We start from the raw sequence: 22,505 nt of genomic DNA, 5'->3' as shown, positions 1-22,505 counted from the left end.
GTAACGTGGCAGACGTGCCGAGTGAGATACCAGAGGAAGTCCGCCGAAGCACCACTCTGTTTCTGTCCACAGTGGACCGGGCCGCGCCAGGTTTGCTGACCGGTTTTTACCTGGTCGGCTCGGTCTGCTTCGGCGACTTCCACGCCCGCGGTGCCGGACGCGGGCGGCTGAGCACAGGCAGCGACATCGATTTCGTCGCGGTCGCTGACAGACGTCTTGAGCCTGGTGAGATCTCAGCGCTGGGGCAGGCGCATGCCACCACGGTGGCCCGGTTCCCGAAGCCGCATTTCGACGGAGCCGTACTGACCTGGTCTGACCTCGCCACCGGACCAGATGGCTGTCCGGACGTTCCGTGCGCGCAAGAAAACCGGTTCACCGCGGCGGGCCGGGACGGCCTCAACCCGGTGACCTTCTGCGAACTCGCCAGGCACGGGATCGCGCTGCGCGGGCCCGAACCGTCCACCTTGGACGTCTGGGCGGATCGGGATGCCTTGCGCGAGTTCACAGTCGGCAACCTGAGCAGCTATTGGCGGCCTTGGTGGGAGAAGAACCGCCGGACCAGCGCGTTGTCGCTCGCGATCGGAATGAGTCCGTGGTTCCCGGTGTGGGCGGTGCTCGGAGTGAGCCGCCTGCACCATCTGCTGGCTACCGGGGAATTGACGTCCAAATGCGGTGCGGGCCGTTATGCGGCAAGGGAATTCGACTCGCGATGGCATCGCATCATCGCCGAGAGCTTGAGCCTGCGCACCGGAGGCGCGGAGGGTCGTCGCAGCTACCGTAATCCCTTTGCTCGGCGACGCGACACTCTCGCGTTCCTGGACGCCACCATCGACGACGCGCTCGCCCTGGCGTAATTGGAGGCACGCCCGGGTTGACCTTCAAGCTGCTTGAAGCCCGATGATGGGCAGGTGTCCACCTCCGACCTGCTGACCATCGGCGCGTTTGCCCGCCGCTGCGGCCTCACCGCCAGCGCGCTGCGCTTCTACGCCGATTGCGGCCTCATGCGGCCAATCCGGGTCGACGAGGAATCCGGCTACCGCTATTACTCCCCCGACCAGGTCTCGACCGCGCTGCTCGTCCGGCGCTTGCGGGAAATCGGCCTGCCGCTGGAGCGGGTCAGCGCGGTCCTCGCCGCCAAGCCCGCCGAGGCGATGCGAATCATCGACGATCACGTCGCCGGGTTGGTATCTCAGGTGCAGCAGGCGCGGGAAACCGCTGCGACGGTGAAGGCCACTCTGGATTCTGCCGCACTGACACCGTCAGTCCAGGTCACCGGCCCGGTGTTCACCGCTGCCGTCGAGCAAGTGCTGACCGCGACGACGCAGGACTTTCCGGTGCTCAACGGCGTGCACCTGGAAGTCTCTCCCGAGGCGATCGTGCTCACCGCCACCGACCGGTACCGGCTGTCGACCCGCACGCTGCGGCCAGCCGAACCGAGCGAGTCAGCCTGGACCGCGACCGTCCATGCCGACGAACTGCGGCTCGCGATGCCGTGGACGCGCCGTCAGCACGAACTGCGGCTGAGCGTTCGTGCCGAGGAGATCTGCTTCCAGGGCGACGAGGGGGCGGTACGAACCTGTCGCACGCTTGCCGAGGACTTCCCCGACTACCGGCTGATGCTCGCGTCTCTGCCAGAAGTCCTTACGCGGGCGGTGATATCTCGCAACGCGCTCGTGGCATGTCTGGAGCGCCACTACTCCCCGCAGATCCGGCTGGACCTCTCCGCCACCACAGTGACGATAGGCGGCGAAACCATCCCCGCGGACGTCACCGGGCCGCCGATCACGCTCGCCTTCGCCGTCAGCACCCTGCACCCGGCGATCAGCACCGCCGTCGGCCCGGACGTGATGCTGGACGTCGCGGGCCCGCACCTGCCGGTCGTCGTGCGCTCCGCCGACGACGGCGACCTGACCACTCTTGCCATGCCAGTGAAAGGAAGTACCGGATGACAGACACGATGGCCGAGATCACCGCCGCGGTGACGCAGGGCCGAGCTGGCTCGACGGACGCCGCGCGGACGCGTCTGCAGGAACTGTGGAACGAAATCGGACCGGGCGGGGATCCGTTCCACCGCTGCGTTCTGGCGCACTACCAGGCAGATCTGTTCACTGACCCGGCAGAGGCACTGGTCTGGGATATCAGAGCCCTCGACGCCGCGGCCCTGGTGACCGACGAGGAGGTCGAGGCCCATGACGCCGGGCTTCGCATCGCGGGCTTCTACCCGTCACTGCATCTGAACCTGGCCGACGACTTCCGCCGCTTGGGCTCGTTCTCCGCCGCGGCGGAGCAGGTCGAGGCAGCGCGAAACCGGCAGGACGCACTGGCCGACGATGGCTACGGTGCGATGATCCGGCAGGCGATCGACGGCGTCGCGGAGGCCATCGAACGCCGATCCACCGAACGACGCCCGACGGCTCCCGGGGTTGGATAGCCGGAAAGATGGCTGTCGGGTTGGGGCCGCGCGCGTCGGTGGCCGTCGGCGGGGCCCGGGGTCGAATAGCTGGAACGGGGGCTGTCGGATTGAGGCCGCGCGCGTCGATGGTCGTCGGCGGGTCCGAGACGAACGAGTCCGGGGGGCTCGCCCTGAGGCGGTAGCCCGAAGACCGCCGACCGAGCCGTGTCACCCGATCGGGTAGAAAAATCGCGCGGAGCCGCCCGTTAACCACCAGCTAGCTTTGAGTCGTCCGCGAGTACGGCTCAACCCACGCGGACCACACCATTGCCGAGCATGGCACCACAGCGCCGGACGACATCGCCGAGCGGCTCGGGGCCAGCATCCAGCAGTCGCGCCGATTGCCGCGTGCCCGAGAAGATGCCGATCAACGAGGCCCGGGACGCGGTCCGGCGCGGCCCTGCCAGCCTCAGCCACGGTGACGAATCGATCGAGAAACTGGCTCAACCGCTGGGTTTTTCCGACGACAACGCGTCCCAGCGAGTGTTTCGCCGGTGAACCGGACACTCACCCCGCGACTAACCACCCAGCCCCGAAGCACCACACCCCGAGAAGCGACGAACCCATCGAAAAACCGGCTCAACGCCAACGCTTTCCTCACCCACCAAGCCCCAGCGTCCCGAACGACTACCCCGGCACCTTCAACGCCCGCATCCGCGCATACAACGTCGTCCGCGAAATCCCCAGCGTGCTCGCCGCCCGCACCTTGTTCCCGCCAGCCGATCGCAGTGCCGCGACGATCGCGTTGCGTTCCGCTCGTTCGATCGGGGCCAGCTCGTGCCCCGAAGCGTCCGCCACCAAGGCGGGCGGCAGGTCTCCGGGGCTGATCGCGCCCGCGGACCGTTTGCGGATCGCCTGGCTCAGCACGCCGCGCAGTTCCGGCAGGTTCCCCGGCCAGTCGTACGAGCCGAGGATCCGCAGCGCGCCCGGCGTGATGTTGTGGGTCCGCGCGGCCCCGAGTTCGGCCAGCATTCGCGTCGCGACCTCGGGGAAGTCCGGCCGGTGCGCCAGCGGCAGCAGCTCGACGTTCTCCGCGCACGAGGCGATCAGCGCCCGTTCCGGGCCGGTCAGTCCCTCGCGCGGGCCGGTCGTCAGCACGAGGTGCGGGCCGACGCCGCGGGCGGCGTGGGTGGTGACCAGGTCGACCAGTTCGGCTGGCAGCTGGTCCGCGCCGTCGACGCAGATGCTTCCCGTACCAGCCGAAACAGCGTCGGCGAACCGCGCGGCCCAGGCCGCCGACCCGCCGAGCACCGCTTCCGAGCCGGTCAACGTGACGCACGGTTCCTCGGGCACGCGCAGCCTGGCCTCGGTGGTGCGGCCGCTCCCGGGCGGGCCGGAAATGTGCACGTGCCCGGTCACCGGATCGGGTGCGGCGGCGGCGCGGTGGCGCGACCGCCGGGCCTCGGAAGCGCTCAGCGGGCGGATCTCGACCAGCATTCCGCCGCGAGCGCCGGGCACCGGTTCGGCACGGACGCGGGCACGCTGGCCGGAGCGCAGTTCAGTCGCCATTTCGGACGGTCCGGCCGCCTCGCCCGCCAGGTTCCACAGCAGCGCGACGTCCGCGCCTTCCAGCAGGTCCGCGGCGGCTTGGTTGCACAGCAACAGGTCCGGGCCGATCGCGACCACCGGCCGGGTCGGGCGCGACGCCGCCTGGAACGCGGCCAGCAGCGACCGTTCGGAGACCCGGCTGCCTTCCAGCAGCTGCCGTTCGATCTCCTCGACCGCCTTCGCGACCAGCGGTGCGAGCAGCGGGTTCGCCTGAGCGGCCAGCAGCGTGATGTCGAGCGCGCCCTCCAGCCGGCGCGTGACCGGGTGGAAAATCGGGTGCCCGTAACAGCTGAACCCGCGCAGCGCCTCGGCGTAGTGCTCTTCCCCGTGCACCACGATGCTCGACCGGGTTTCCAGCGCGGTGCCCGGACCGGTGGTCCCGACCTCGTCCTCCAGCAGGCAGGTGCCGACCCCGATGCCCAGCTGATCGAGACAGTTCGCGGCGGCGCGGTCCGCGCTCCACCGGTGGACGAGCTTGCCGTCGTGGTCGACGAGCACAGTGGACATCGCGGTGCCGGCGAGGCGTTCGTCGAGGTCCTCCAGCACCGGCGCGGCCGCCGAAAGCAGCCTGCTGGCCGGGTCGACCTCCTCGCACCGCAGGTCGAGCAGCGCGGTTTCGGGCCGCACCCCGGCGAGCGACGCGCGCCGCCAGGACTGGGCGATCGGTTCCCGCAGCGCGACAGTGCGCGCGGACGTCATCGAGCTCACGCGGATCTCCACCTTCGTTGGTGACGCGCAGCAGGATAACCATCGCTCTCCGCTGACGCTGTACAGAACTTGAACACTCACACCCGGATTCACCCGGCAAGGTGGTCCCTCACCACCACCCGCGTGCACGTGCTGCTTTCCGGCACGCGGTCCTTACCTCGAAAGGGGAATCAGCGTGACTCTCAGTCACTCCGAGCCGGACACCGGGAAGGAGCGCGCGGGCGTTTCCCGGCGCGGGTTCCTCGGGTACGTCGTCGCGGCCGGAACGCTCGTCGTGGCCGCGGACGTCGGGCTCGCCACTCCCGCCTCGGCCGCCGTGCCGTCCGCTCCGCAGCCTCCCGAGCTGTACGACCTCAACGACGCGCTCACCGACGCCGCTCTCCCGACGTCGCAGCTGATCACCGTCACGATCAACAAGGACGGCAGCGCGTCCTTCGAGATTCCGCGCGCCGAAGTCGGCCAGGGCATCACTACTTCGACCGCGATGATCATCGCCGAGGAACTGGATCTGCCGGTCGAGAAGGTGCACGTCACGCTCGCGCCGGCGCGTCCGGAACTGCTGTTCAACCAGCTCACCGGCGGGTCGAACACCACGGTCTCGACCTACACGCCGATCCGCGTCGCCGCCGCGATCGCCAAACAGCAGCTGCTCGAAGCGGCGGCGATCCTGCTCGGCGGCACCGCGGAGCGGTTCATCGTCAAGGGCGGCGTCGTCACCGCGCCGAACGGCAAGACCGCGACCTACGGCGAACTCGCGACCAAGGCCGCGTCCAGCACCACCAAGCAGGTGCAGCTGGATCCGAGCAAGCTCAAGGGCTCCAGCGAGTTCAAGGTGCTCGGCAAGCCGCAGACCCGGCTCGACGCGCTCGACATCGTGACCGGCAAGAAGCAGTTCGCGATGGACCTGGACATCCCCGGCGCGCTGCCGACGATGATCTGCCGTCCGCCGACGCTCAACGGCACGCCGAAGGGCATCCGCAACAAGGCAGACGTGCTGAAGCTGCCCGGGGTCACCGACGTCGCGATCATCCCGACCGGCGTCGCGGTCCGCGCGGAGACGTTCGGCCAGTGCATCGACGGCGTGCGCGCGCTGCAGGTCGACTGGGGCCCCGGCAGCGCCGAGGGCGAGAACGACGAATCCGTGCTCGCCAACCTGCGCCGTGCCGAGCTTCCGCTGGCCGTGCCGAAGGTTCCGGTGCTGGCCAAGACGGTCGAGGCGGATTTCGAATTCATGTTCCGGTCGAGCGCCGCGCTGGAGCCGTACTGCGCGGTCGCGGACGTGCGCGACGGCAGCGCGGAGATCTGGGCCGGGCTGAAATCGCCGATCGTCACCCAGGGCGAGGTCGCGCAGGCGGTCGGCCTGCCGCAGGGCAAGGTGAAGGTGCACGTCATCACCGGCGGCGGTTCCTTCGGGCACAAGCTGTTCGGCAACCACGCCATCGAAGCGGCGCAGGCGTCGAAGGCGTTCGGCAAGCCAGTGCGGCTGATGTGGCACCGCGCCGACGAACCGCGGCAGGGACGGCTGCACCCGATGGCGACGTCGCGGATCCGCGCGACCGTGCTCGCCGGGAACGTGCTCACCTTCGAGCAGCGGCACACCTCGGTCGAGACGTCGTTCCGCCACGGGCTTGGCGAAATGCTCACCTCGGTGGCCACGAAACTCCCGACCGGACTGGGCAATCTCGGCGTGGCCGAGGCGGTTTTCGTGCTGAGCCAGGAAATGCCGTACAACTTCGGCGTCGTCGACCAGACGCTCACCGAAACCGACCAGCGGTTCAACACCGGGTCGATGCGCAACGTCTACTCGCCCGACGTCGGCTGCGCCAACGAGCTGGTGGTCGACATGCTGGCCAAGGCGATGGGCAAGGACCCGTACGACTTCCGGATGGAATTCCTCAAGAACGACAAGGTGAAGGGCGTTCTGCGCAAGGTCGCCGAGGTCGGCGGCTGGGGCAGGAAGATGGCCCCGGGCACCGCACAGGGCATCGCGATCCACAAGGAATACAAGGGTGCGAGCGCCTGCCTGGTGGAAATCGACTGCCGCCCGGAGACGGTGAACCGCAAGGTCCGCGACGGCGTCACCGGCCCGCGCGTGACAAAGGCGGTCATCGCACTCGACGCCGGGCTGGTGATCAATCCGCGCGGCCTCGAAGCGCAGATCATGGGCGGTTTCGCCGACGGGCTGGCGCTGGCGCTCACCAGCAGTGTCCACCTGAAGGACGGGCATTTCCTCGAAGCCAGCTGGGACAACTACTTCTACACCCGGCAGTGGAACATCCCGCAGGACTTCACCGCGATCGCGATGCCGTCCAACGGGGAACAGCCGGGCGGCGCGGGCGAAGCGGGCGTGGCCTGTTCCGTCGCGGCTGTCGCGTGCGCGTACGCCCGCGCGACCGGGAAGGTCCCGAAGCGGTTCCCGATCAACCACGACGACCCGATCGGCTTCGAGGTCAAGTCGTTCGTCCCGCCCGTTCCCGAATCGCCGACCGACAGCCTGAGCCACACCTACTGAGGAGCACGATGAGCAAGCACACCTTCATCCTCAACGGGAAGCCGGTGTCCGTCGACGTCGACGACAACGTGCGGCTGCTGTGGGTCCTGCGCGACGTGCTCGGTGTCCGCGGCCCGAAGTACGGCTGCGGCATCAACGTGTGCAAGGCCTGCACGTCGCACTTCAACGGCAAGGCGTTCAACCCGTGTTCGGTGCGGGTGGCCGACATCAAGGCCACCGACGAGATCACCACGATCGAGGGCCTGCCGGACACGGTGAAGGCCGAGCTGCACCCGATGCAGGAGGCCTGGCTGGAGCACGACGTCGCGCAGTGCGGCTACTGCCAGCCCGGCCAGATCATGGCGGCGGTCGCGAAGGTCAAGGAGGCCAAGGCGAAGGGCCGCGAGATCACCGACGCCGACCTGGACGAGATCCGCAACGTCTGCCGCTGCGGCACGTACTCCCGGATCCGCGAGGCGATCAAGGCCGGCGCCGCGAAGATGTGACCGGATTCGCTTGCCCCGCAGTCATTTCCGGCTGTGGGGCAAGCTTTTTGGTTTGCACTAGCGTCCCGCCGCCGAGCAGGACCGCCACCCCGATCAGCTGCACTGGCCCCAGTGCTTGGCCCAGCAGCGCCCAGGCGAGCAGGGCGGCGACCAAGGGTTCGGCCAGCGCCAGCACTCCGGCCACGGCGACCGGCAGGCCGCTCAGCGCATGCAATCCGGCCAGATATGGCAGCACGGTGCCGAAGACGGCCAGGATCAGCAAGGCCAGCCAGACCGGGATCGTCGCATTGCCTAGCGCCACCGGGTTCGACGCGAATTCGAGAGTCCATAATGGACTCAACGCAATAGTCGCCACCGCTCCGATCGTCAGCCCAGCAGCGGTCATCCCCAGCGGATCGTGGCGTTGTGCACCGCGTTCGCCGAGCAGGAAGTATCCGGCCGAACAGACCGCCGACGCCAACCCGGCCGCGGCGCCCAGAAGGTCCAGCTTCGCCCCGGGCCCGAGCCCGGCGATCAGCACCAGCCCGGCGATCGCCAGCGCGATGCCCAGCCACACCGCCGCGGACAGCCGCGTCCGCCGGACGACGCGCACCCACAGCGCGACAAGCACCGGCGACAGGTTCACCAGCACCATCGCTACCGCGACCGGAATCCGCGACACTGCAAGGAAAAAGCACAACTGCACGCCCGCGACGCCGAGAAGTCCGTAGCCGATCGGCAGCCACAGTTCAGCACGCCGGAACCGCAACGCCCGCGGCCGCAGCAGCGCGACGCCGGGTGCCAGCAGAACCGCGGCCAGTCCGATCCGGACCGCCGTGACCGCGGCCGCGCTCCAGCCCGCGTCCAGCATCGCCTTGGCGAGCGGGCCGGAACTCGCGAACAGCACCCAGGAGATCAGGCTCAGCCCGGTCGCCCGCACGGTGTTGCGCTGGTCGGCCATCTCCGCATTCTGCGGTCCGGCTGGGAGCCGCGGCCACCGCTTTTCCGCGTGCGACGCGGGTCACATCCAGAGTTGTCACATCCGGCGGGCGGGCGGCATCTCATGGGCATCCGCTGCACACCACTGGAGGATCTGATGAGTGCCCGTTTCGATTTGATGACCAACGACCTCGGCAAGTCGCTCGGCAAGCGGTTCGCCGGATTGAGCATGCTGCTGCACAACTCGCCGCTGCCGAAGCCGACGCAGGAGCTGGTTTCGCTGCGCGCCAGCCAGATCAACGGCTGCGGCTTCTGCACCGACATGCACACCAAGGACGCCACCGCGGCGGGCGAGACCGCGGAACGGCTCCACTTGGTGGCCGTCTGGCGCGAGGCGACCGTGTTCACCCCCGCCGAGCGGGCCGCGCTCGCGCTGACGGAGGAAGGCACCCGGATCGCGGACGGCGGCGGCGTTTCCGACGAAACGTGGGCGCAGGCTCGCGAACACTACGACGACGACCAGCTCGCCGCGTTGGTATGCCTGATCGGATTGATCAACGCCGCCAACCGGATGAACGTCATCGTGCGCACGCCCGCCGGGCTGTACCAGCCGGGCCAGTTCGCGACGCTCAGCTGAGCCCGGCACGGGTCGCCGCCGAGCAACGGTGGAACTCGGCGGCGACCCGTTACCCGGCGCGGGATATCCCGTGCGTCGTTCCGGCGCTTGCTCGATCCGCGCGATCGGCGATCGAGACCGGCTCAGCCGCCATTCCCGTCCACCTCCGCCACGTCCCTGCGGACTCCAGCATGCGCTGCCGCTCTGACCTGGGCAAGCGCGGTTCCGCCGGACGGATCACGGGTTTCCGCAGAAGGTCCGTTCGGCCTCGAACGGGTCCGGCGGGACGGTCACCCCGGTCCGGTGCACGGCTCCGGTGAGGTTGGCCCAGAACCGGCCGAACGACATCGGCTCGCGCGTGGACCGCTGGATCTCCGCCAGGTCTCCGCACCTCAACGCGTGGCGCGCGGCGGCGACCTGGTCCGCGGTGACGTCCGCGCGCAGGGCGAAGTTGCCCGGGCTGGAGGTCAGTGCCGCCGGGTCCGCCGGGTCCGCGTAATCCGCCAGCAGCCAGGTGTTGCTCAGGGGTTTCGAGTGTCCCGGTTTCACCGTCGGGAATTCGAACCGCGCGCCGACCGGGTTGGCCAGGCCCCAGAAGTCGACGACACCAACGTCCGCCGGTGACATGACACCGGCCGTCCCCAGATATACCCCGACGATCATGGACTTCGACGGGACGTCCGCGCGCAGCCGTGCGGTCAGGATCTGCTGCCGCGGGCCGGGGCCTTCGTAGATCAGGGTGCGCGGACTGACGGCGTCGTTGAGATATTTCATCTTCGGGGTGAAATCCGCGGACTCGGTGGGATACGTCTGCCCGGTCCACGCGTGGTAGTACCCGCGCTCGTCGTCGATGAGTTTTCCGTTCCGCGGAACGAACTGTCCGGCTCCGGCGCTGGCGCAGAGCACTGCCCACGCCAGCAGGACGACGCCGGTCGCGCGGCTGGTCTTCGACGCCGGGAGCACCAGCACCGGCAGCATCACCAGGAAGAAAATCGGGAGCGCCATGCGCGCGTGCATGTAGTCGCCGCCAACCTTCAGCAGATATCCCAGCGACAGCACACCGGCGACCACCGGAGCGAGCGTGACGATCCGATCGTTGCTCTGCCTCCGGAGCACCCCGGCGAGCAGGACAGTGCAGAGGATCAGCGGCAGCCACAGCAGGTACGGGTTCACGAAATCGCCGACGTACTCGAATCCTCGCGCCCAGAAGGATTCGTTCGCGTTCTTGGTGAGCGCGGGCATCGGCACGAGAATGCCGTAGAAGCCCATGCGGAAGATCTCGTAACCGACCGGCAGCGCTCCGGCGGCAGCGACCGCGGCGACAGTGACGCGCCAGGTCGGCTTCGTCACCGACCACAGCGCCAGAAGGAACACTGCTGCCACCAACGTCTGCTCGGGGCGCACCAGCGGCCCCAATCCCAGCACAAACGCCGCCGTGACAACGGATTTGGCCGACGTGCTGCCGCGCAATCGCACGAGCAGCCACCAGCACAGCGCCATCCAGAACGTGTTGAGGCCGGTCTCCAGCCCGGACGTCGCGTACTGCCACACCGGCCGCACGCCCAGCAGCACAAGGACGCCGCACGGCACCATCGCCGCGACCGGCCCGCCGTGCAGCCGGCTCGTCGCGCTGACGGCGAAGCCGAACCCGGCCGCGGTCAGCAGGAGGCCGAGCATCCAGGAGAGCGTCGAGGTGTCCGATTGGCCAAACACGAATCCGGCGAACGCGAGCAGCCATTGCCACAGCGTGCTCGTGGAAGCCTCGGCCCGTTCGCCGAGGTTGTAGACCGGGCCGTTCCCGGCGAGGATCTGCTCGACGATTCTGGTGAAGATGAGGGCGTCGTCGCAGATCCAGCGAGTGAAGTAGCCAAGAATGGCGATCAGGAAAATCGAAGCGGCGATTATCCAGCTGTTTCTTCGATTGTAGTTGCGAGGGGAAACTGGCTGATTGAGGGCGTGCGGAAGCACCCTTGGCATGGTATTCATGAATGTCCTTGCTGGAGAGTGCTAGGTGGTTTGACGGCGATAGTCGACGATTCCGGCCGCGATCAGCGCTGCGATGCCCGCGCCGACCAGGGAGACCTGCACCAGCTCCAGCGCCTGGAAGTCGGCTGAGGCCATGGTGGTTTTGAGGACAAGCGGCTGGATCAGCACGAGCGAACAGCACGCGGCGAGCGAGAACGACCACGCGGGCGAGCGTCGCCGGAACGCGAAATAAGCGGGAATGACCAGCGCCGCCGCCCAGACGAACCAGGAAAGCCCGCGCAGTTCCGATTCACCGAAAAAGCCGAAGTAGAGCGAGGAAGCCGTAACACCGGCCAAAGCAAGCCACCATTTACGCGCGGACGGCAGTGGCGCGCCAACGTGAAACCCGGTGACCATCAGCAGCAGCGGAAGCCATTGCGGAATGAAATAGCCCAGCAGATCGGGGCTGAAACTGAAGGAATACCGGAACAGAAACGCCGCGAACCCGGCGACCAGCACGATCCCGGCGACGGCCCGCGCGGCTCGGCGCCGTCCGGCGAAGAGGAGCGCGAGAGGTACGGCGGCTGCGGCGGCCAGCGCGACGTCCTGCCAGAGTTGCTGCACCGACTGCGCGACATAGAGCGACAAGGCAGCCTCGGCCGACGAACCGGGCGCGGAATACAGGCTGCTCGCGCGCGGGTAGCCGAGCGCGTCGTACAAGTCGTGGCCGACGGCGAGGGCACCCTTCATCACTCCCCACAGGAGTCCGAGCAGGGCTACCAGGCGGATGGTGTCACCGAAAGCGACCACTCGCGCTGGGGCCGAGCCCGCGGCCAGCCGGGCGCGAAGGCCCAGCCCGAGCATCGCGAGCAGTTCACGTCCTTCCGCGAGACGCCCGGCTTCCCGCGCGTCCAGCAGGACGCCGACCATTTCGTCCTCCCGGTCGGCTCGGTACCAGCGGGGAAGAAGCCGCACCATCCGGCGGTAACGGAGTTCTGGAGCGGTCATGCTCTGGCTCCCGTCCCGGCTAACCGCTCGGACGGTTGCGGCGCGAACCTGGGAGAGCTTGGCCGCGACTCCGCAGATCGGCGGTGCTCGCCTGCGGGGCCGTGCCGCGAGCACAACACCGAAGCGGCCAGACACCCGGAGGATTGGCCCGCGAACCGGAGCGCCGCGTTCCCACACGCAGCATCCAGCTGCGGGGGCAACACCGAGACAGCCAACCTCCCGGACGACTGGCCAGCGGACCGGCAAGGGCCAGACCGCAACCCCGCTGGCTCGCGGCACCCCGCATGCCCGCCCACTGCACCCAGCCGCGAGCACAACACCGAAGCAGCCAACCTCCCGGACGGTCCGCAGCAAGGCTCCAGCAGCGGCCCCGCCAATCCACGGTGGCCCGCATTCCCGCCCGCCATATCCAGCCGCGGGCACAACCCCGAAACAGCCGACCTCCCGGACGGCCCGCCGCAAGGCCCCGGCAGCGGCCCCGCCGATCCGCGGCGCCCCGCATCCCCGCCCGCCATATCCAGCCGCGAGCCCACCAACGACGCCGCCAACGCGTCGCCGGTGCAGCAGGACCGAGGCCACCACCCCGCCATCCGACCACCCTGAACCCCGGGAGCTGTCATGCCCCACCCCCGAGCGCCCAGCCCCTCGCCCGCAGCACCGACTCCGCCGCGGCCGCGTTCGCCGCCAGCCGGGCGGACTGTTCGGCCAGTATCCGCGCGCCGAGGTTGGTCAGCCGGTAGTACCGGCGCAGCCTGCCCTGGTGGATCTCCTCTTTGTCCCGCTCCGCCCAGCCGTCGGCGACCAGCCGGTCCAGTACGCCGTAGAGCGTGCCGACTCGCAGCCGGACCCGGTTTTCGGACAGCTTTTCGACGGCCTGGACGATGCCGTAGCCGTGCTTCGGTTCGTCGGCGAGTGCGGTGAGGATCAGGAAGACCTGCTCCGACATGCCTCGTTCGGTCACCCGTCCATATATATCACGTCGCGATATATGCGGGTGGCCGAAGCAAGGGGAGACGGCGGCCCCTCCAGTTCGACCAGCAGGGTCGGGATGGCCAGCCGGGTCACGCCGAGCATCGTGGTCGGCGGGGCGACGTCAGCCACACCCAGCCGGGACGCAAGGACGTCGTGGTGGCCGAAATCCGTCGCGCGGTGTTCGCCGGGCACCAGGTGCGCACCCGCTACCAAGCGGTCCGCCAGGCCCCGAAGTGGCGCGCAGTGCATCTGAACGGCCTGGTCACCTTGCGGGAGCAGGGATATTTGCTGGCCACCCGCGACGGGGCAGACCCGGACATACCGGCTGCTGGCGGCCGAGGAACTCGACGAGCCCGCGCAGCGGCCCGACCGCGTCGACCTAGGACAGGCCTGACAGGAACGCAGCACGCGATTCCAGGCGGAGGCGACCAAATCGTCGCGCTAGTCCGAATTCATCCGGAACAACGCGAAGAATTAACCCGCACCGCGCCTGCCATTCCCGCCGAAGAAATCGAGCCGGACGGCTTCGGCTGGAGGCTGCTTCCAGAATTCCCGGCACGCCGAATGGGCTCTGCGGCACCTCGCCACGAGCGCGGAAGTCTTTGCGCCACAAGCATTACGCACCACACTGCACGACCGCGCCACCGCGATCACCGCCGCCTACGCCGGGTCCGCCTGACTCCCCGCACCAGCGCTGCCTGCACCTTCCGTAGTTGTGCGGATACCTACTCGCTGGTAAGTTACCCGCCAGTCGTGATCCACTTCATGGTTCAAAGGGGAGTCATGATCCGGAAACCCGTCCGCGCGCTGATCGCCGCCGCCGCTCTCGCGATCACGTCCGCCGTCGCGCTGCCCGCCGCGGCCTCGGCCGATTCCTTCTACAGCTACGACGGCAGCACGCCGCTTTCGTCGTACGCCCCGGGCACCGTATTGAAGACGCGGACGTTGACATATCACGTCTTCGGCTTCCCGACTCCAGTGCAGGCCACCCAACTGCTCTACCGGACCACCGACGCACAGGGCAATCCCACCGCGAACGTCACCTCGGTCGTCCGCAACCCGGCGGGCGACAGCGGGAAAGCCGTCTCCTACCAATCCGCGTACGACTCGCTCGATCCCGAGGACGCGCCGTCCCGCGCGATCGCGGGCGACGTCCGGCTCGGCGGTGCGCTGCCGAACGCCGAATCGTTGCTCATCGCGCCGGCGCTCGCCCTCGGGTACAGCGTCGTCATCCCGGACACCGAAGGCCCGACCGCCGATTTCGCCGCGGGCCCGGAATACGGGAAGACCACTTTGGACTCGATCCGCGCCGCGACGCACGCGTCCGGGACCGGTCTGACCGAATCCGCCAAATTCGGCCTCCTCGGCTATTCCGGCGGCGCGATCGCGACCGGCTGGGCGTCGGCGATCGCCGGGAGCTACGCGCCGGAGGTCGAGAAAAACCTCGTCGGCTTCGCCGAGGGCGGGGTGCTCGTGGATCCCGCGCACAACCTCAAGTACGTCAGCGGCAGTCCGGTCTGGTCCGGGGTGATCCCGATGGCGCTGATCGGCGTCTCGCGCAGCTACGGCATCGACCTCAAGCCGTACGCCAGCGAGTACGGCCTCAAGGTGCTCGCCGAACTCGAACACGCGTCGATCGCCAACGCGCTCGGCCACTATCCCGGGCTGACCTGGCAAAAGCTGGTGAAACCGGAGTACGCGAACCCGAACTCAGTGCCGCCGTACGTCGACGCGGTCAACAAGGTGAACATCGGCTCGGCGGCGACGCCCTCGATTCCCGGGTTCATCGCGCAGGCCAGCAACGGCGCGCTCGAGGGCACTGTCAGCAACGAGCCGGGCATCGGCACCGGCGACGGCGTGATGGTGGCCGGGGACGTCCGCGCGCTCGCGAATCAGTACTGCGCGGACGGAAACTCTTCCATCAAGTACACGCAGTACGACGCGCTCAGCCACGCCACCGCGGTCCCGGTGTGGGCCCCGGCCGCGATCGCCTGGCTCGGCGACCGGTTCGCGGGCAAGGCGGCGCCGTCCAGCTGCGGGCACATCCCGCCGGGCAACTCGCTGGAACCGGAGCAGCACACCGGGTCCTGACCGGCTGATCCGGGCAACGGTTCGGCGACGAAATCCCTGCGACTGCGTCACCGTCGTCGCCGAACCGCCCGGCCGCCCGCACACTGACCGCATCCACCCGGCCTGCCCCGGGACCTTCGCCCGCCCTCGCGGCGGACTACCCAGGCAGGCGCGTCATGAACACCAGCTCTCCCCCGCTGTGCGAACTCGTGGCGCGAACTGCCGCCCGATGCGCGATCCCGGTCGCGGCCGGGATTCTGCTGCTTGCCGCGTGCGGCGGGCCAGCCGGTGCCCCGGCAATCACCACGCCGTCAGCTCCAGGCTCCAACGCCACGGCCGCTCCGTCCTCTTCGGACCGTCCAAGTCCGTCCCCTTCGGACAGTCAGCGCGTCTCGCCCTGCGCATCGACCCAAAATTGGGGCACTGGGACCAAAGAAAGCTCCGGCTCGACCACGAACGCGCTATACCTGGTCACCGTCAGCAGGCACGCCTGCTACGACGAAGTGGTCTTCACCATCAACGGTGCGGCCGCAGCCGGGTTCACCGTGCGGTATGTGCCATTAGTGACCGCCGATCCGTCTGGAAAGCCTTTGCCAGTGAAGGGAAACGCGGTCCTGCAAGCAGTCGTTCGCGCACCCGCGCGGGGTTTCGATGACAACGGACACCAACCTGGCCGCGTGCTCGCCCGGATCGGCGATTATTTCGCGCGGCCAACCGGGTGGCCGTCCTTGCTCGCAGTCCGGTTCGCGGGCTCCTTCGAAGGCCAATGCACCATCGCCATCGGCGTCCGGGAACGGGTGCCGTTCCGGGTGCGCAGCCAGGACGTGCCCGCCGACCAGATCCGCCGGGTCGTGATCGACCTCGCGCACTGAACCCATCCCGGATCAGCGAAGGAAAGATGCCAACCGGTCGAGCTGCCGTACCACGTCGGCGGGGTCCTCGTGGTCTTCGAGTTCGAACAGCACCCGATCGACCCCCGCTTCGGCGTAGTCCGCACTATCGGACGCGGGTTGAGATATCACACGGAAAGCCCCTGCCCGCACATTCGCGGACAGGGGCTTTCCCTTACCGGCTAACGAATCAGCCGTCCGAATCAGCCGACGGGATGAACGCTCCCGGCACCTGGTCCGGGGCGAAGATCTTGTCCTCACCCGGATACGGCTGGGTCCACCCGTGCACCTGGTACCACGTGAAGTGGTCCATCTGCGCGGGGTTGGCGTAGTCCGCCGTGGCGTTCGGGCCGGTCAGCTTCTGCTGCGCCTGCCATTGCTGCCACTGCTGCGCCACCTGCTGCTTGTCCGCGGGCACCGCCGCCGACGCCGCCGCGGTGGAGGCGGTCGGGACGTTGTCCGTGCCGCAGGACGGCGGCGTCTTCAAGCCCGCGGTCAGCGACGTCTGGTTCGGCACCGCGGAGAACGGCGTGTAGTCCGGCTGCGGCGTGAACGCGGTCGCCATCGGGGTGGCGGCGCTGTCCTTCTGGTTCATCGGGTGGATCCCGAGGATCTGCTCGATGGTGCGGATCATGGTGATCTGCGAGTAGTACCGGCTGTCGGTCTTGCCGTGCTGCGCGTACGGGCTGATGACCTGGATCGGGGCGCGATGCCCGTCGACGTGGTCCAGCCCGGCCTGGGAGTCGTCCTCGACCACGAAGATCGCCGAGTCCTTCCAGTACTGGCTGTGCGAGATCTTGTCCACGATCTTGCCGACGGCCAGGTCGTTGTCGGCGACCTGCGCGGCCGGGCTCGGCGGCCCGCCGGTGTGGTCGCTCGACAGCCAGAACATGTTCAGGTTCGCCGGGCCGTTCTTCTCGAAGTCGTTCTTCCAGATCTCGTACCGGTACTGGTCCGGCACGTCCGTGTCGAACTTCGGGAAGCCCGGCACCGAAACGCTGTTCAGCGACGGGATCGGCGACGACGAGATCAGCGGGTAGGCGGTCGGCTCGCCGGTGGCGGCCATGTTCTTCGAGTCGCAGTACAGGTTCTGCCAGCTCGCGCCCGCGGGCTTGGTCAGGAACTGCTGGAACTCGCCGAAGTCGCGCACGGTCTTGCCCGCCGCCTGCGCCCCGGTCCACAGGAAGCCGCTGCGCTGGTGTCCCAGCGCGTCGTCCTCGGTGTCGTAGCTGCGCTTGTACTCGCCCGCGGACGACTCGGTGTACTCCGGGTTGTCCGCCTGCATCAGCCAGTTGTGCCCCTCGGCCGAGTTCGTGCCGATGTCGTAGGTGTTGTCGTACAGCCCGAACTGGCTGGCCAGCGCGTGCTGGTTCGGCGTGACGGCCTGGCCGAACTGCGCGAGCGCGGGATTGCCGTTGCCCTTCTGCATGTCGCCGAAGAGCTGGTCGTACGTCCGGTTTTCCTTGACCAGCAGGAAAACGTGCTTGATCGTGGACGGATCGCCGAGTCGCTGCGGCACCGGAACCGGCTTGACGTTGCGGTTGCCGTTCGCCTTCTGCACCGAGCCCGGCGTCCAGCCGTTCTGCTTGAACACCTGAGATGTCTGCGTCCAGGTCTGCCAGTCGGTCGGCAGGGTGAACCGCTGCAGGCTCGACGTGGTGTCGTGCGTGGCGTGCCCGGCCGCGGTGGTGGGGCGGCGGGCGTCGATGCCGCGGGTGTTCGCGACCAGGATCTTATTGCCCGACGCTGAGATACCAGACGGGAAGTAGTCCGTCGGCAGCAGTCCGATGAAGGCGGCCGGGGCCTGCGGGAACCAGTAGCGGTAGACCGCGACCGCGTTCGCCCGGCCGAGGGTCACCAGCAGGTGTCCGTCGTCGGTGAGCGCGAGGTCGGTCGGCTCGTAACCGACCGTCGCCTCCGGCCACGGCTGCGTCGCGATGGTCTGCACCACGGCGTTGCGCTGGGTGTCGATCACCGAAACGCTGTCGCCGCCGGTGTTCGCCACGAACAGGGTGTTGTTCTTGGCGCGCAACGCGGTCGGGTGCAGGCCGACGTCGATGCTCTTGACCGGAGCAGACGGGTTCGCCAGGTCGATCACGCTGACCGTGCCCGTGGTGGCGGCCGCGGTCTTCGGGTCGGCGACGATGTCGGTGCCGTACGAGTTGATCGTGGTGTCGCCCGGCTTCGCCGCGCGGCCGCCCTCGTTGCTGACGTAGATCCGGTCGCCGATCCGCACCAGTGCGCGCGGCGCGTTGCCGACGGTCCAGCTCTGCTTGATCTGGCCGCTGGCCGCGTCGATCGCGACGACGCGGTTCTGGCCGTTCACCGCGGAGTACACAGTGGACCCGTCCGGGGAGAAGATCGCGCCCGCGGCAAGGGAATGCTTCGAGCCGTCAGCCGGAATCGCGACCCAGGTCGGGTTCGCAACCGAACCGTCCGGGTTGACGGTGAACTTGCGATAGCCGTCGATCTGGCCCAGCCACAGGGTTTTCCCGTCCGGCGAGTACGACGGGCCCTCCTGGCCGACGTCGTTGCCGGGCAGCTGCAGGTCGGCTTTCTTGTCCTTGCCGACGAGCTGCTGGACCTTCCAGTTCTTCAGGTCGACGATGGTCAGCGCGATGCCGCCGTCGGTGGTCAGCGCGGCGAGGTGGCTGCCGTCCGGGCTGACGGACGAGGACATGATCTTGCCGTTCGGCAGGACCAGCCGCTCGCCGATCGGCTTGAGGTACTGGTCGCTGGAGATGGTCAGGCCGTTTTCGGTTTCCTGGCCGACCTGGTCGGTGCCGAACTGCTTGGTGGAGGCGAGGCCGATGCCCGAGCCCGCGGCGACGAGCGCGACCGCGGTCGCCCCCGCCGTGACGAAACGCAGCTTGCGGGATCCGCGGAGTACTTTCTTCCCGCCACGCCTGCGACGGCGCGTTACTTGCATGTCCTCATCCCTTCGTGGAGGAGAGCAATTCGACGTTGCCGTCGAACTGCCACAGCGGGTTCGGCTGGTCCCCTTCCGGGGTCCGCACCTGGAAGTAGCCGTTCACTTCCTTCGGTCCGTCGCCGTCGGCGACATACCGCCCGTCCGAGGTGACATCGAGCTGGTAAATCGCCTGCCCGGTCGCTGAGATGCCAGGGAGATGCCAGGAGACGACGCAGCGCCAGTCGTTGCCGGGGCCTTCGGCCTCGACGAGGCCACCGCCCTTCGTGCATTCCGTACTGGCCGCGAGCTGCTCCTCCGTGACGTCCGGACGGTGCAGCTGGGCGGCCTGGAGCCGGTAGAGGTGGGCGAACTCGACGGACAGCGACCGCTGCAGTTTCGCCTGGTCGATGCCGGAACCCGACGCCGGCGTGGCGACCGCGACGACCGCTGCCGTGAGCGCGATCAGCCCGGCGAGCGGCAGCAAGCCCGCGGTTAGTACGCGACGACCGGCTCCGTCGTATGTCAGATCGGTGAAGTCGCGTCTCAGGAACAGCACGTAGGCCAGTGCAGTCGCGACAATTGCCCATACCAGGCTCACTCCGGCACCGATCAGCAGCGGGCCGAGCTGGACCGGGTCGGTGAAGAGCCCGTTCCACGAGATGAACGCATACGTCGGCAGCGCGAGCCGCACGACGACCGGCAGCGGCAGCAGTTGCGCCACTGCCATCACGAGCGCGACCACCGCGGGCAGCAGCAAGCCCATCGGCGACCGTCCTAACGCGACAGAACCGAGCAGGCCGATCCCCGCCAGAGCCAGGGTCGGGGCGAGCACGCAGATCCAGGCGAGCCCGACCTTGACCGCCGCGTCGCCCGAGGACAGCAGGTGCCCGTCGAGCCCGGCCAGCGGCTGCCCGCCGACCGCGACGAGGCCGCCGACCGTGCTGGACACCGCCAGCCCGAGGACCAGCAGCAGGATCACGGTGAGGCTGGCGAGCGCTTTCGAGACGAAAATCCGCCGGTAGGACCGCATCGCCACCAGCAGGTGCCGCCAAGTGCCGAGCCGGTCCTCGGCGGCGAAGACGTCCCCGGCGACCAGCGAGGTCAGCAGCGGAAGCGCGTAACTGCCGGCGAAGCCGAGCAGCACGAGCGGCCCAGCCCAGCCGGTGGCGTTCATCAGGCGGCCGAACAGGGTGTCCACCGGCAGATCGCTCTGCTGGCTGACCGCGGCGACGAACACCGCCGGCGCGAGCCAGCAGGCAAGCAGCAGCACGCGAATCCGCCACTGTGCCACCAGTTTCACCAGTTCGAACCGGTAGCCGCGGCCCAGTCCGGCCGAGGCCTGCCGCTCGACGGGCGCGTCGGTGACGGTCATCGCTTCTCCCCCTGCTCCGTCAGCTCCAGGAACGCCGCCTCCAGCGGCGAAACGACCGGAGCCAGTTCCCGTACGCCGATGCCCTTGCCGACGACGCGCGCGACCAGATCGTCCAGCGCCGGAACCAGGCCGCTCACCACCAGGACGTCGGCCTGTCCGCGCGGGGTCTGGGTGTCGTCGATCCTGAGCCCGGGCACATTTTCGGCGATGTCCCGGGCGGTTTTCTGGTCCGAGGTCACCAGGCGGTAGGCCAGCTCCCGGTCCACAGAGGACAGTTTCGCCAGCGGGCCGGTGAAGACGACGCGGCCGGCGGACAGGATGGTGACCTCCGAGCACAGCGCTTCCAGGTCGTCCATCCGGTGGCTGGACAGCACCACCGCGGTCCCCTCGTCGGCGAGCCGGGTGAGCACGCTGTGCACGTGTTTCTTGCCCGCCGGGTCGAGTCCGTTGGCGGGTTCGTCGAGGATCAGCAGCCGCGGTGCGGTCAGCAGCGCGGCGGCGAGGCCGAGGCGCTGGCGCATGCCGAGAGAGAACCCGCGTGTCCGGTCGTCGGCGACGTCGGTGAGCCCGACCTGCGAGAGAAGGTCGTCGAGGTCGGCCTGCTGTCCGCGCAGCGAGGCCAGTGCTGCCAGGTTCTGCCGCGCGGTGAGCGACGGGTACAGCCCCGGCCCGTCCACGAATCCGGAGATGCCGTCCGGGGTGGCGAGCGCGCGGCCGACCGGGCGGCCGAGGATCTCGAGTTCGCCCTCGTCCGCGGCCGCGAGTCCGAGCAGCAGGCCGAGCAAGGTCGTCTTGCCCGCGCCGTTCGGTCCGACGAGACCGTGGATCTCGCCGTACGCCACGTCGAGATCGACACCGTCGAGCGCGATCACGTCGCCGAAACACTTGGTGATCGCGCGGGCTCGCACCGCGTCGCTGGTGTTCATGATTCCCCACTTTCCGAAGCCGTGAGGAACCTAGGCACGACAAATGACATGCGAACCCGCGCCAGGTTGAACGTTGGGGAAACCCCGTGCGCCGGAAGGGACCCTTCGGCAGTCAATCGGACAAAACGGGATCAATCACGCGAGGGCAATGTGGTCGAGATCTCCCGGACCAGCACATAGGACCGTTTCCGCTCCGCGTGATCATGGATCGGGCTGGTGATCATCAATTCGTCCGCGCCGGTTTCGGCAACGACTGTGCGCAACGAATTCCGCAGGGCCGCCGGAGCTCCGGCGAGCACCGGGCCGGGACCGACGGCCGGGTCCACGACCGCGTCTTCCGGGCGGGGCAACAAGATCCGCTCGCCGCGCGAACGGCTCAGCGCTTTAGCCCGAATGGACCTGGCGAGCCATTCCGCTCGTTCCTCGGTCGCGGCGGCTATCACCGCGACGCTGACCACAATGGACGGCTCGGAGGTCCATCCGGGACGGAAGTTCTCGCGGTAAATCCGGGTCGCGGCGGCGGCTTCGGCGGGGCGGAGATGGTAGGCGAACGCGTACGGCAGGCCGAGTTCGGCGGCGAGGTGCGCGCTTGCCGTGCCGGAGCCGAGCAGCCAGATGTCCGGCACGTTGCCTGGGGCGGGAGTCGCGCGCAGCGGTTGGCTGTCGTCGTTGAAGTACTCCAGCAATTCCTTGACGCGAGCTGGAAAGCTTTCCACCGGGCCGGGGTTCAGCGCGGCGGCCACTCGCCGCGGACCGCCGAGCGCGCGGCCGAGCCCGAGGTCGATCCGGCCGGGATGGAACGCGGCGAGCGTGCCGAACTGCTCGGCGACGACGAGCGGCGGGTGGTTGAGCAGCAGGACGCCGCCCGCACCGACCCGGATACGGTTCGTCGCGTCCGCGATCCGGGCGGCTGCCACGGCAGGCGCGGCGCTCGCGACACCACGCATGCTGTGGTGTTCGGGCAACCAGTAGCGGTGATATCCCAGTTCGTCGGCCAGCTCGGCAAGGTCGACACTGTGCCGCAACGCCTCGCGCGCGGTCGATCCCGCGACGATCGGCGATGTGTCCAGCACTGAAACCCGCACCCGGGCATCGTCCCGGAACCGGCGAAGCAGGACAACCGGACCGCCCACGTCCCCTGTGGACGGTCCA

General features: G+C 68.7%; 18 protein-coding genes and 1 pseudogene. 9 read left to right on the top strand and 10 right to left on the bottom strand.

Annotated features, from left to right (window positions below; translation table 11 throughout):
* The first annotated feature begins 14 nt into the window (after nt 1-14).
* The 4 genes from ACZ63D_RS13360 (at nt 15) to ACZ63D_RS13345 (ending at nt 2,950) form a co-directional block, all read left to right on the top strand.
* Nucleotides 15-854, top strand: a complete 840-nt coding sequence (locus ACZ63D_RS13360) for a DUF4111 domain-containing protein (protein WP_465354545.1) — start codon at nt 15-17, stop codon at nt 852-854.
* Nucleotides 855-908: 54 nt separating this feature from the next.
* Nucleotides 909-1,949 carry a DNA polymerase III subunit beta family protein gene (locus tag ACZ63D_RS13355; protein WP_465354544.1) on the top strand — a complete coding sequence of 347 codons (1,041 nt, stop codon included), beginning with the start codon at nt 909-911 and terminating at the stop codon, nt 1,947-1,949.
* Nucleotides 1,946-2,431: a hypothetical protein gene (locus ACZ63D_RS13350; RefSeq protein WP_465354543.1), complete on the top strand. Its 486-nt coding sequence runs from the start codon at nt 1,946-1,948 to the stop codon at nt 2,429-2,431. Before ACZ63D_RS13355 ends, ACZ63D_RS13350 begins: the two co-directional genes overlap by 4 nt.
* A gap of 369 nt (nt 2,432-2,800) precedes the next feature.
* On the top strand, nt 2,801-2,950 hold the full coding sequence (locus ACZ63D_RS13345) for a hypothetical protein (RefSeq protein ID WP_465354542.1): 150 nt from the start codon (nt 2,801-2,803) through the stop codon (nt 2,948-2,950).
* 129 nt (nt 2,951-3,079) lie between these two features.
* Here the strand turns inward: ACZ63D_RS13345 and ACZ63D_RS13340 are convergent, their stop codons facing one another.
* Nucleotides 3,080-4,699: a sigma-54-dependent Fis family transcriptional regulator gene (locus tag ACZ63D_RS13340; RefSeq protein ID WP_465354760.1), complete on the bottom strand. Its 1,620-nt coding sequence runs from the start codon at nt 4,697-4,699 to the stop codon at nt 3,080-3,082.
* A gap of 184 nt (nt 4,700-4,883) precedes the next feature.
* Between ACZ63D_RS13340 and ACZ63D_RS13335 the strand changes: the two genes are divergently transcribed.
* Nucleotides 4,884-7,220 (top strand): molybdopterin cofactor-binding domain-containing protein, encoded by a 2,337-nt coding sequence (locus ACZ63D_RS13335; RefSeq protein ID WP_465354541.1) that lies wholly within the window; start codon nt 4,884-4,886, stop codon nt 7,218-7,220.
* An 8-nt stretch (nt 7,221-7,228) separates the two neighbouring features.
* On the top strand, nt 7,229-7,705 hold the full coding sequence (locus ACZ63D_RS13330) for a (2Fe-2S)-binding protein (protein ID WP_465354540.1): 477 nt from the start codon (nt 7,229-7,231) through the stop codon (nt 7,703-7,705).
* On the opposite strand, the gene ACZ63D_RS13325 is transcribed toward ACZ63D_RS13330, so the two are convergent.
* Nucleotides 7,680-8,645: an EamA family transporter gene (locus ACZ63D_RS13325; protein ID WP_465354539.1), complete on the bottom strand. Its 966-nt coding sequence runs from the start codon at nt 8,643-8,645 to the stop codon at nt 7,680-7,682. The two genes, ACZ63D_RS13330 and ACZ63D_RS13325, sit on opposite strands and share 26 nt — an antisense overlap.
* A gap of 135 nt (nt 8,646-8,780) precedes the next feature.
* On the opposite strand from ACZ63D_RS13325, the gene ACZ63D_RS13320 reads away from it, so the two are divergent.
* Nucleotides 8,781-9,260 carry a carboxymuconolactone decarboxylase family protein gene (locus tag ACZ63D_RS13320; RefSeq protein WP_465354538.1) on the top strand — a complete coding sequence of 160 codons (480 nt, stop codon included), beginning with the start codon at nt 8,781-8,783 and terminating at the stop codon, nt 9,258-9,260.
* A gap of 216 nt (nt 9,261-9,476) precedes the next feature.
* Here the strand turns inward: ACZ63D_RS13320 and ACZ63D_RS13315 are convergent, their stop codons facing one another.
* The 4 genes and pseudogenes from ACZ63D_RS13315 to ACZ63D_RS13300 all read right to left on the bottom strand — a co-directional run.
* Nucleotides 9,477-11,207, bottom strand: coding sequence for an arabinofuranosyltransferase AftB family protein (locus ACZ63D_RS13315; RefSeq protein ID WP_465354537.1), 1,731 nt, complete (start codon nt 11,205-11,207; stop codon nt 9,477-9,479).
* Between the two features lie 39 nt (nt 11,208-11,246).
* A complete protein-coding gene (locus ACZ63D_RS13310) occupies nt 11,247-12,212 on the bottom strand; it encodes a hypothetical protein (RefSeq protein ID WP_465354536.1) in 966 nt (321 codons plus the stop codon).
* A 616-nt stretch (nt 12,213-12,828) separates the two neighbouring features.
* Nucleotides 12,829-13,173 (bottom strand): PadR family transcriptional regulator, encoded by a 345-nt coding sequence (locus tag ACZ63D_RS13305; protein WP_465354535.1) that lies wholly within the window; start codon nt 13,171-13,173, stop codon nt 12,829-12,831.
* Nucleotides 13,170-13,349, bottom strand: a pseudogene (locus ACZ63D_RS13300) (hypothetical protein); the annotation flags it as partial. The gene ACZ63D_RS13305 and the pseudogene ACZ63D_RS13300, both read right to left, overlap by 4 nt.
* Nucleotides 13,350-13,967: 618 nt before the next feature.
* Here ACZ63D_RS13300 and ACZ63D_RS13295 point away from each other — a divergent pair.
* The gene (locus tag ACZ63D_RS13295) at nt 13,968-15,275 is read left to right on the top strand and encodes a lipase family protein (RefSeq protein ID WP_465354534.1); all 1,308 of its coding nucleotides are present in this window, start codon (nt 13,968-13,970) and stop codon (nt 15,273-15,275) included.
* Nucleotides 15,276-15,430: 155 nt separating this feature from the next.
* Entirely contained in the window at nt 15,431-16,126 is a 696-nt protein-coding gene (locus ACZ63D_RS13290) for an AMIN-like domain-containing (lipo)protein (RefSeq protein WP_465354533.1), read from the top strand.
* Nucleotides 16,127-16,334: 208 nt separating this feature from the next.
* On the opposite strand, the gene ACZ63D_RS13285 is transcribed toward ACZ63D_RS13290, so the two are convergent.
* The 4 genes from ACZ63D_RS13285 to ACZ63D_RS13270 form a co-directional block, all read right to left on the bottom strand.
* A complete protein-coding gene (locus tag ACZ63D_RS13285; protein WP_465354532.1) occupies nt 16,335-19,073 on the bottom strand; it encodes a bifunctional YncE family protein/alkaline phosphatase family protein in 2,739 nt (912 codons plus the stop codon).
* A 4-nt stretch (nt 19,074-19,077) separates the two neighbouring features.
* Nucleotides 19,078-20,427, bottom strand: coding sequence for an ABC transporter permease (locus ACZ63D_RS13280; RefSeq protein ID WP_465354531.1), 1,350 nt, complete (start codon nt 20,425-20,427; stop codon nt 19,078-19,080).
* Complete coding sequence (locus ACZ63D_RS13275) at nt 20,424-21,353, bottom strand: ABC transporter ATP-binding protein (RefSeq protein WP_465354530.1); 930 nt, start codon at nt 21,351-21,353, stop codon at nt 20,424-20,426. The genes ACZ63D_RS13280 and ACZ63D_RS13275 overlap by 4 nt, the downstream gene beginning before the upstream one ends.
* A gap of 131 nt (nt 21,354-21,484) precedes the next feature.
* Nucleotides 21,485-22,438 carry an MsnO8 family LLM class oxidoreductase gene (locus ACZ63D_RS13270; RefSeq protein WP_465354529.1) on the bottom strand — a complete coding sequence of 318 codons (954 nt, stop codon included), beginning with the start codon at nt 22,436-22,438 and terminating at the stop codon, nt 21,485-21,487.
* Between the last annotated feature and the right edge of the window lie 67 nt (nt 22,439-22,505).

This window comes from Amycolatopsis sp. NPDC104775 (assembly GCF_055583325.1).
The sequence above is the reverse complement of the archived record's forward strand: the minus strand, read 5'-3'. Positions and strand labels throughout refer to the sequence as shown.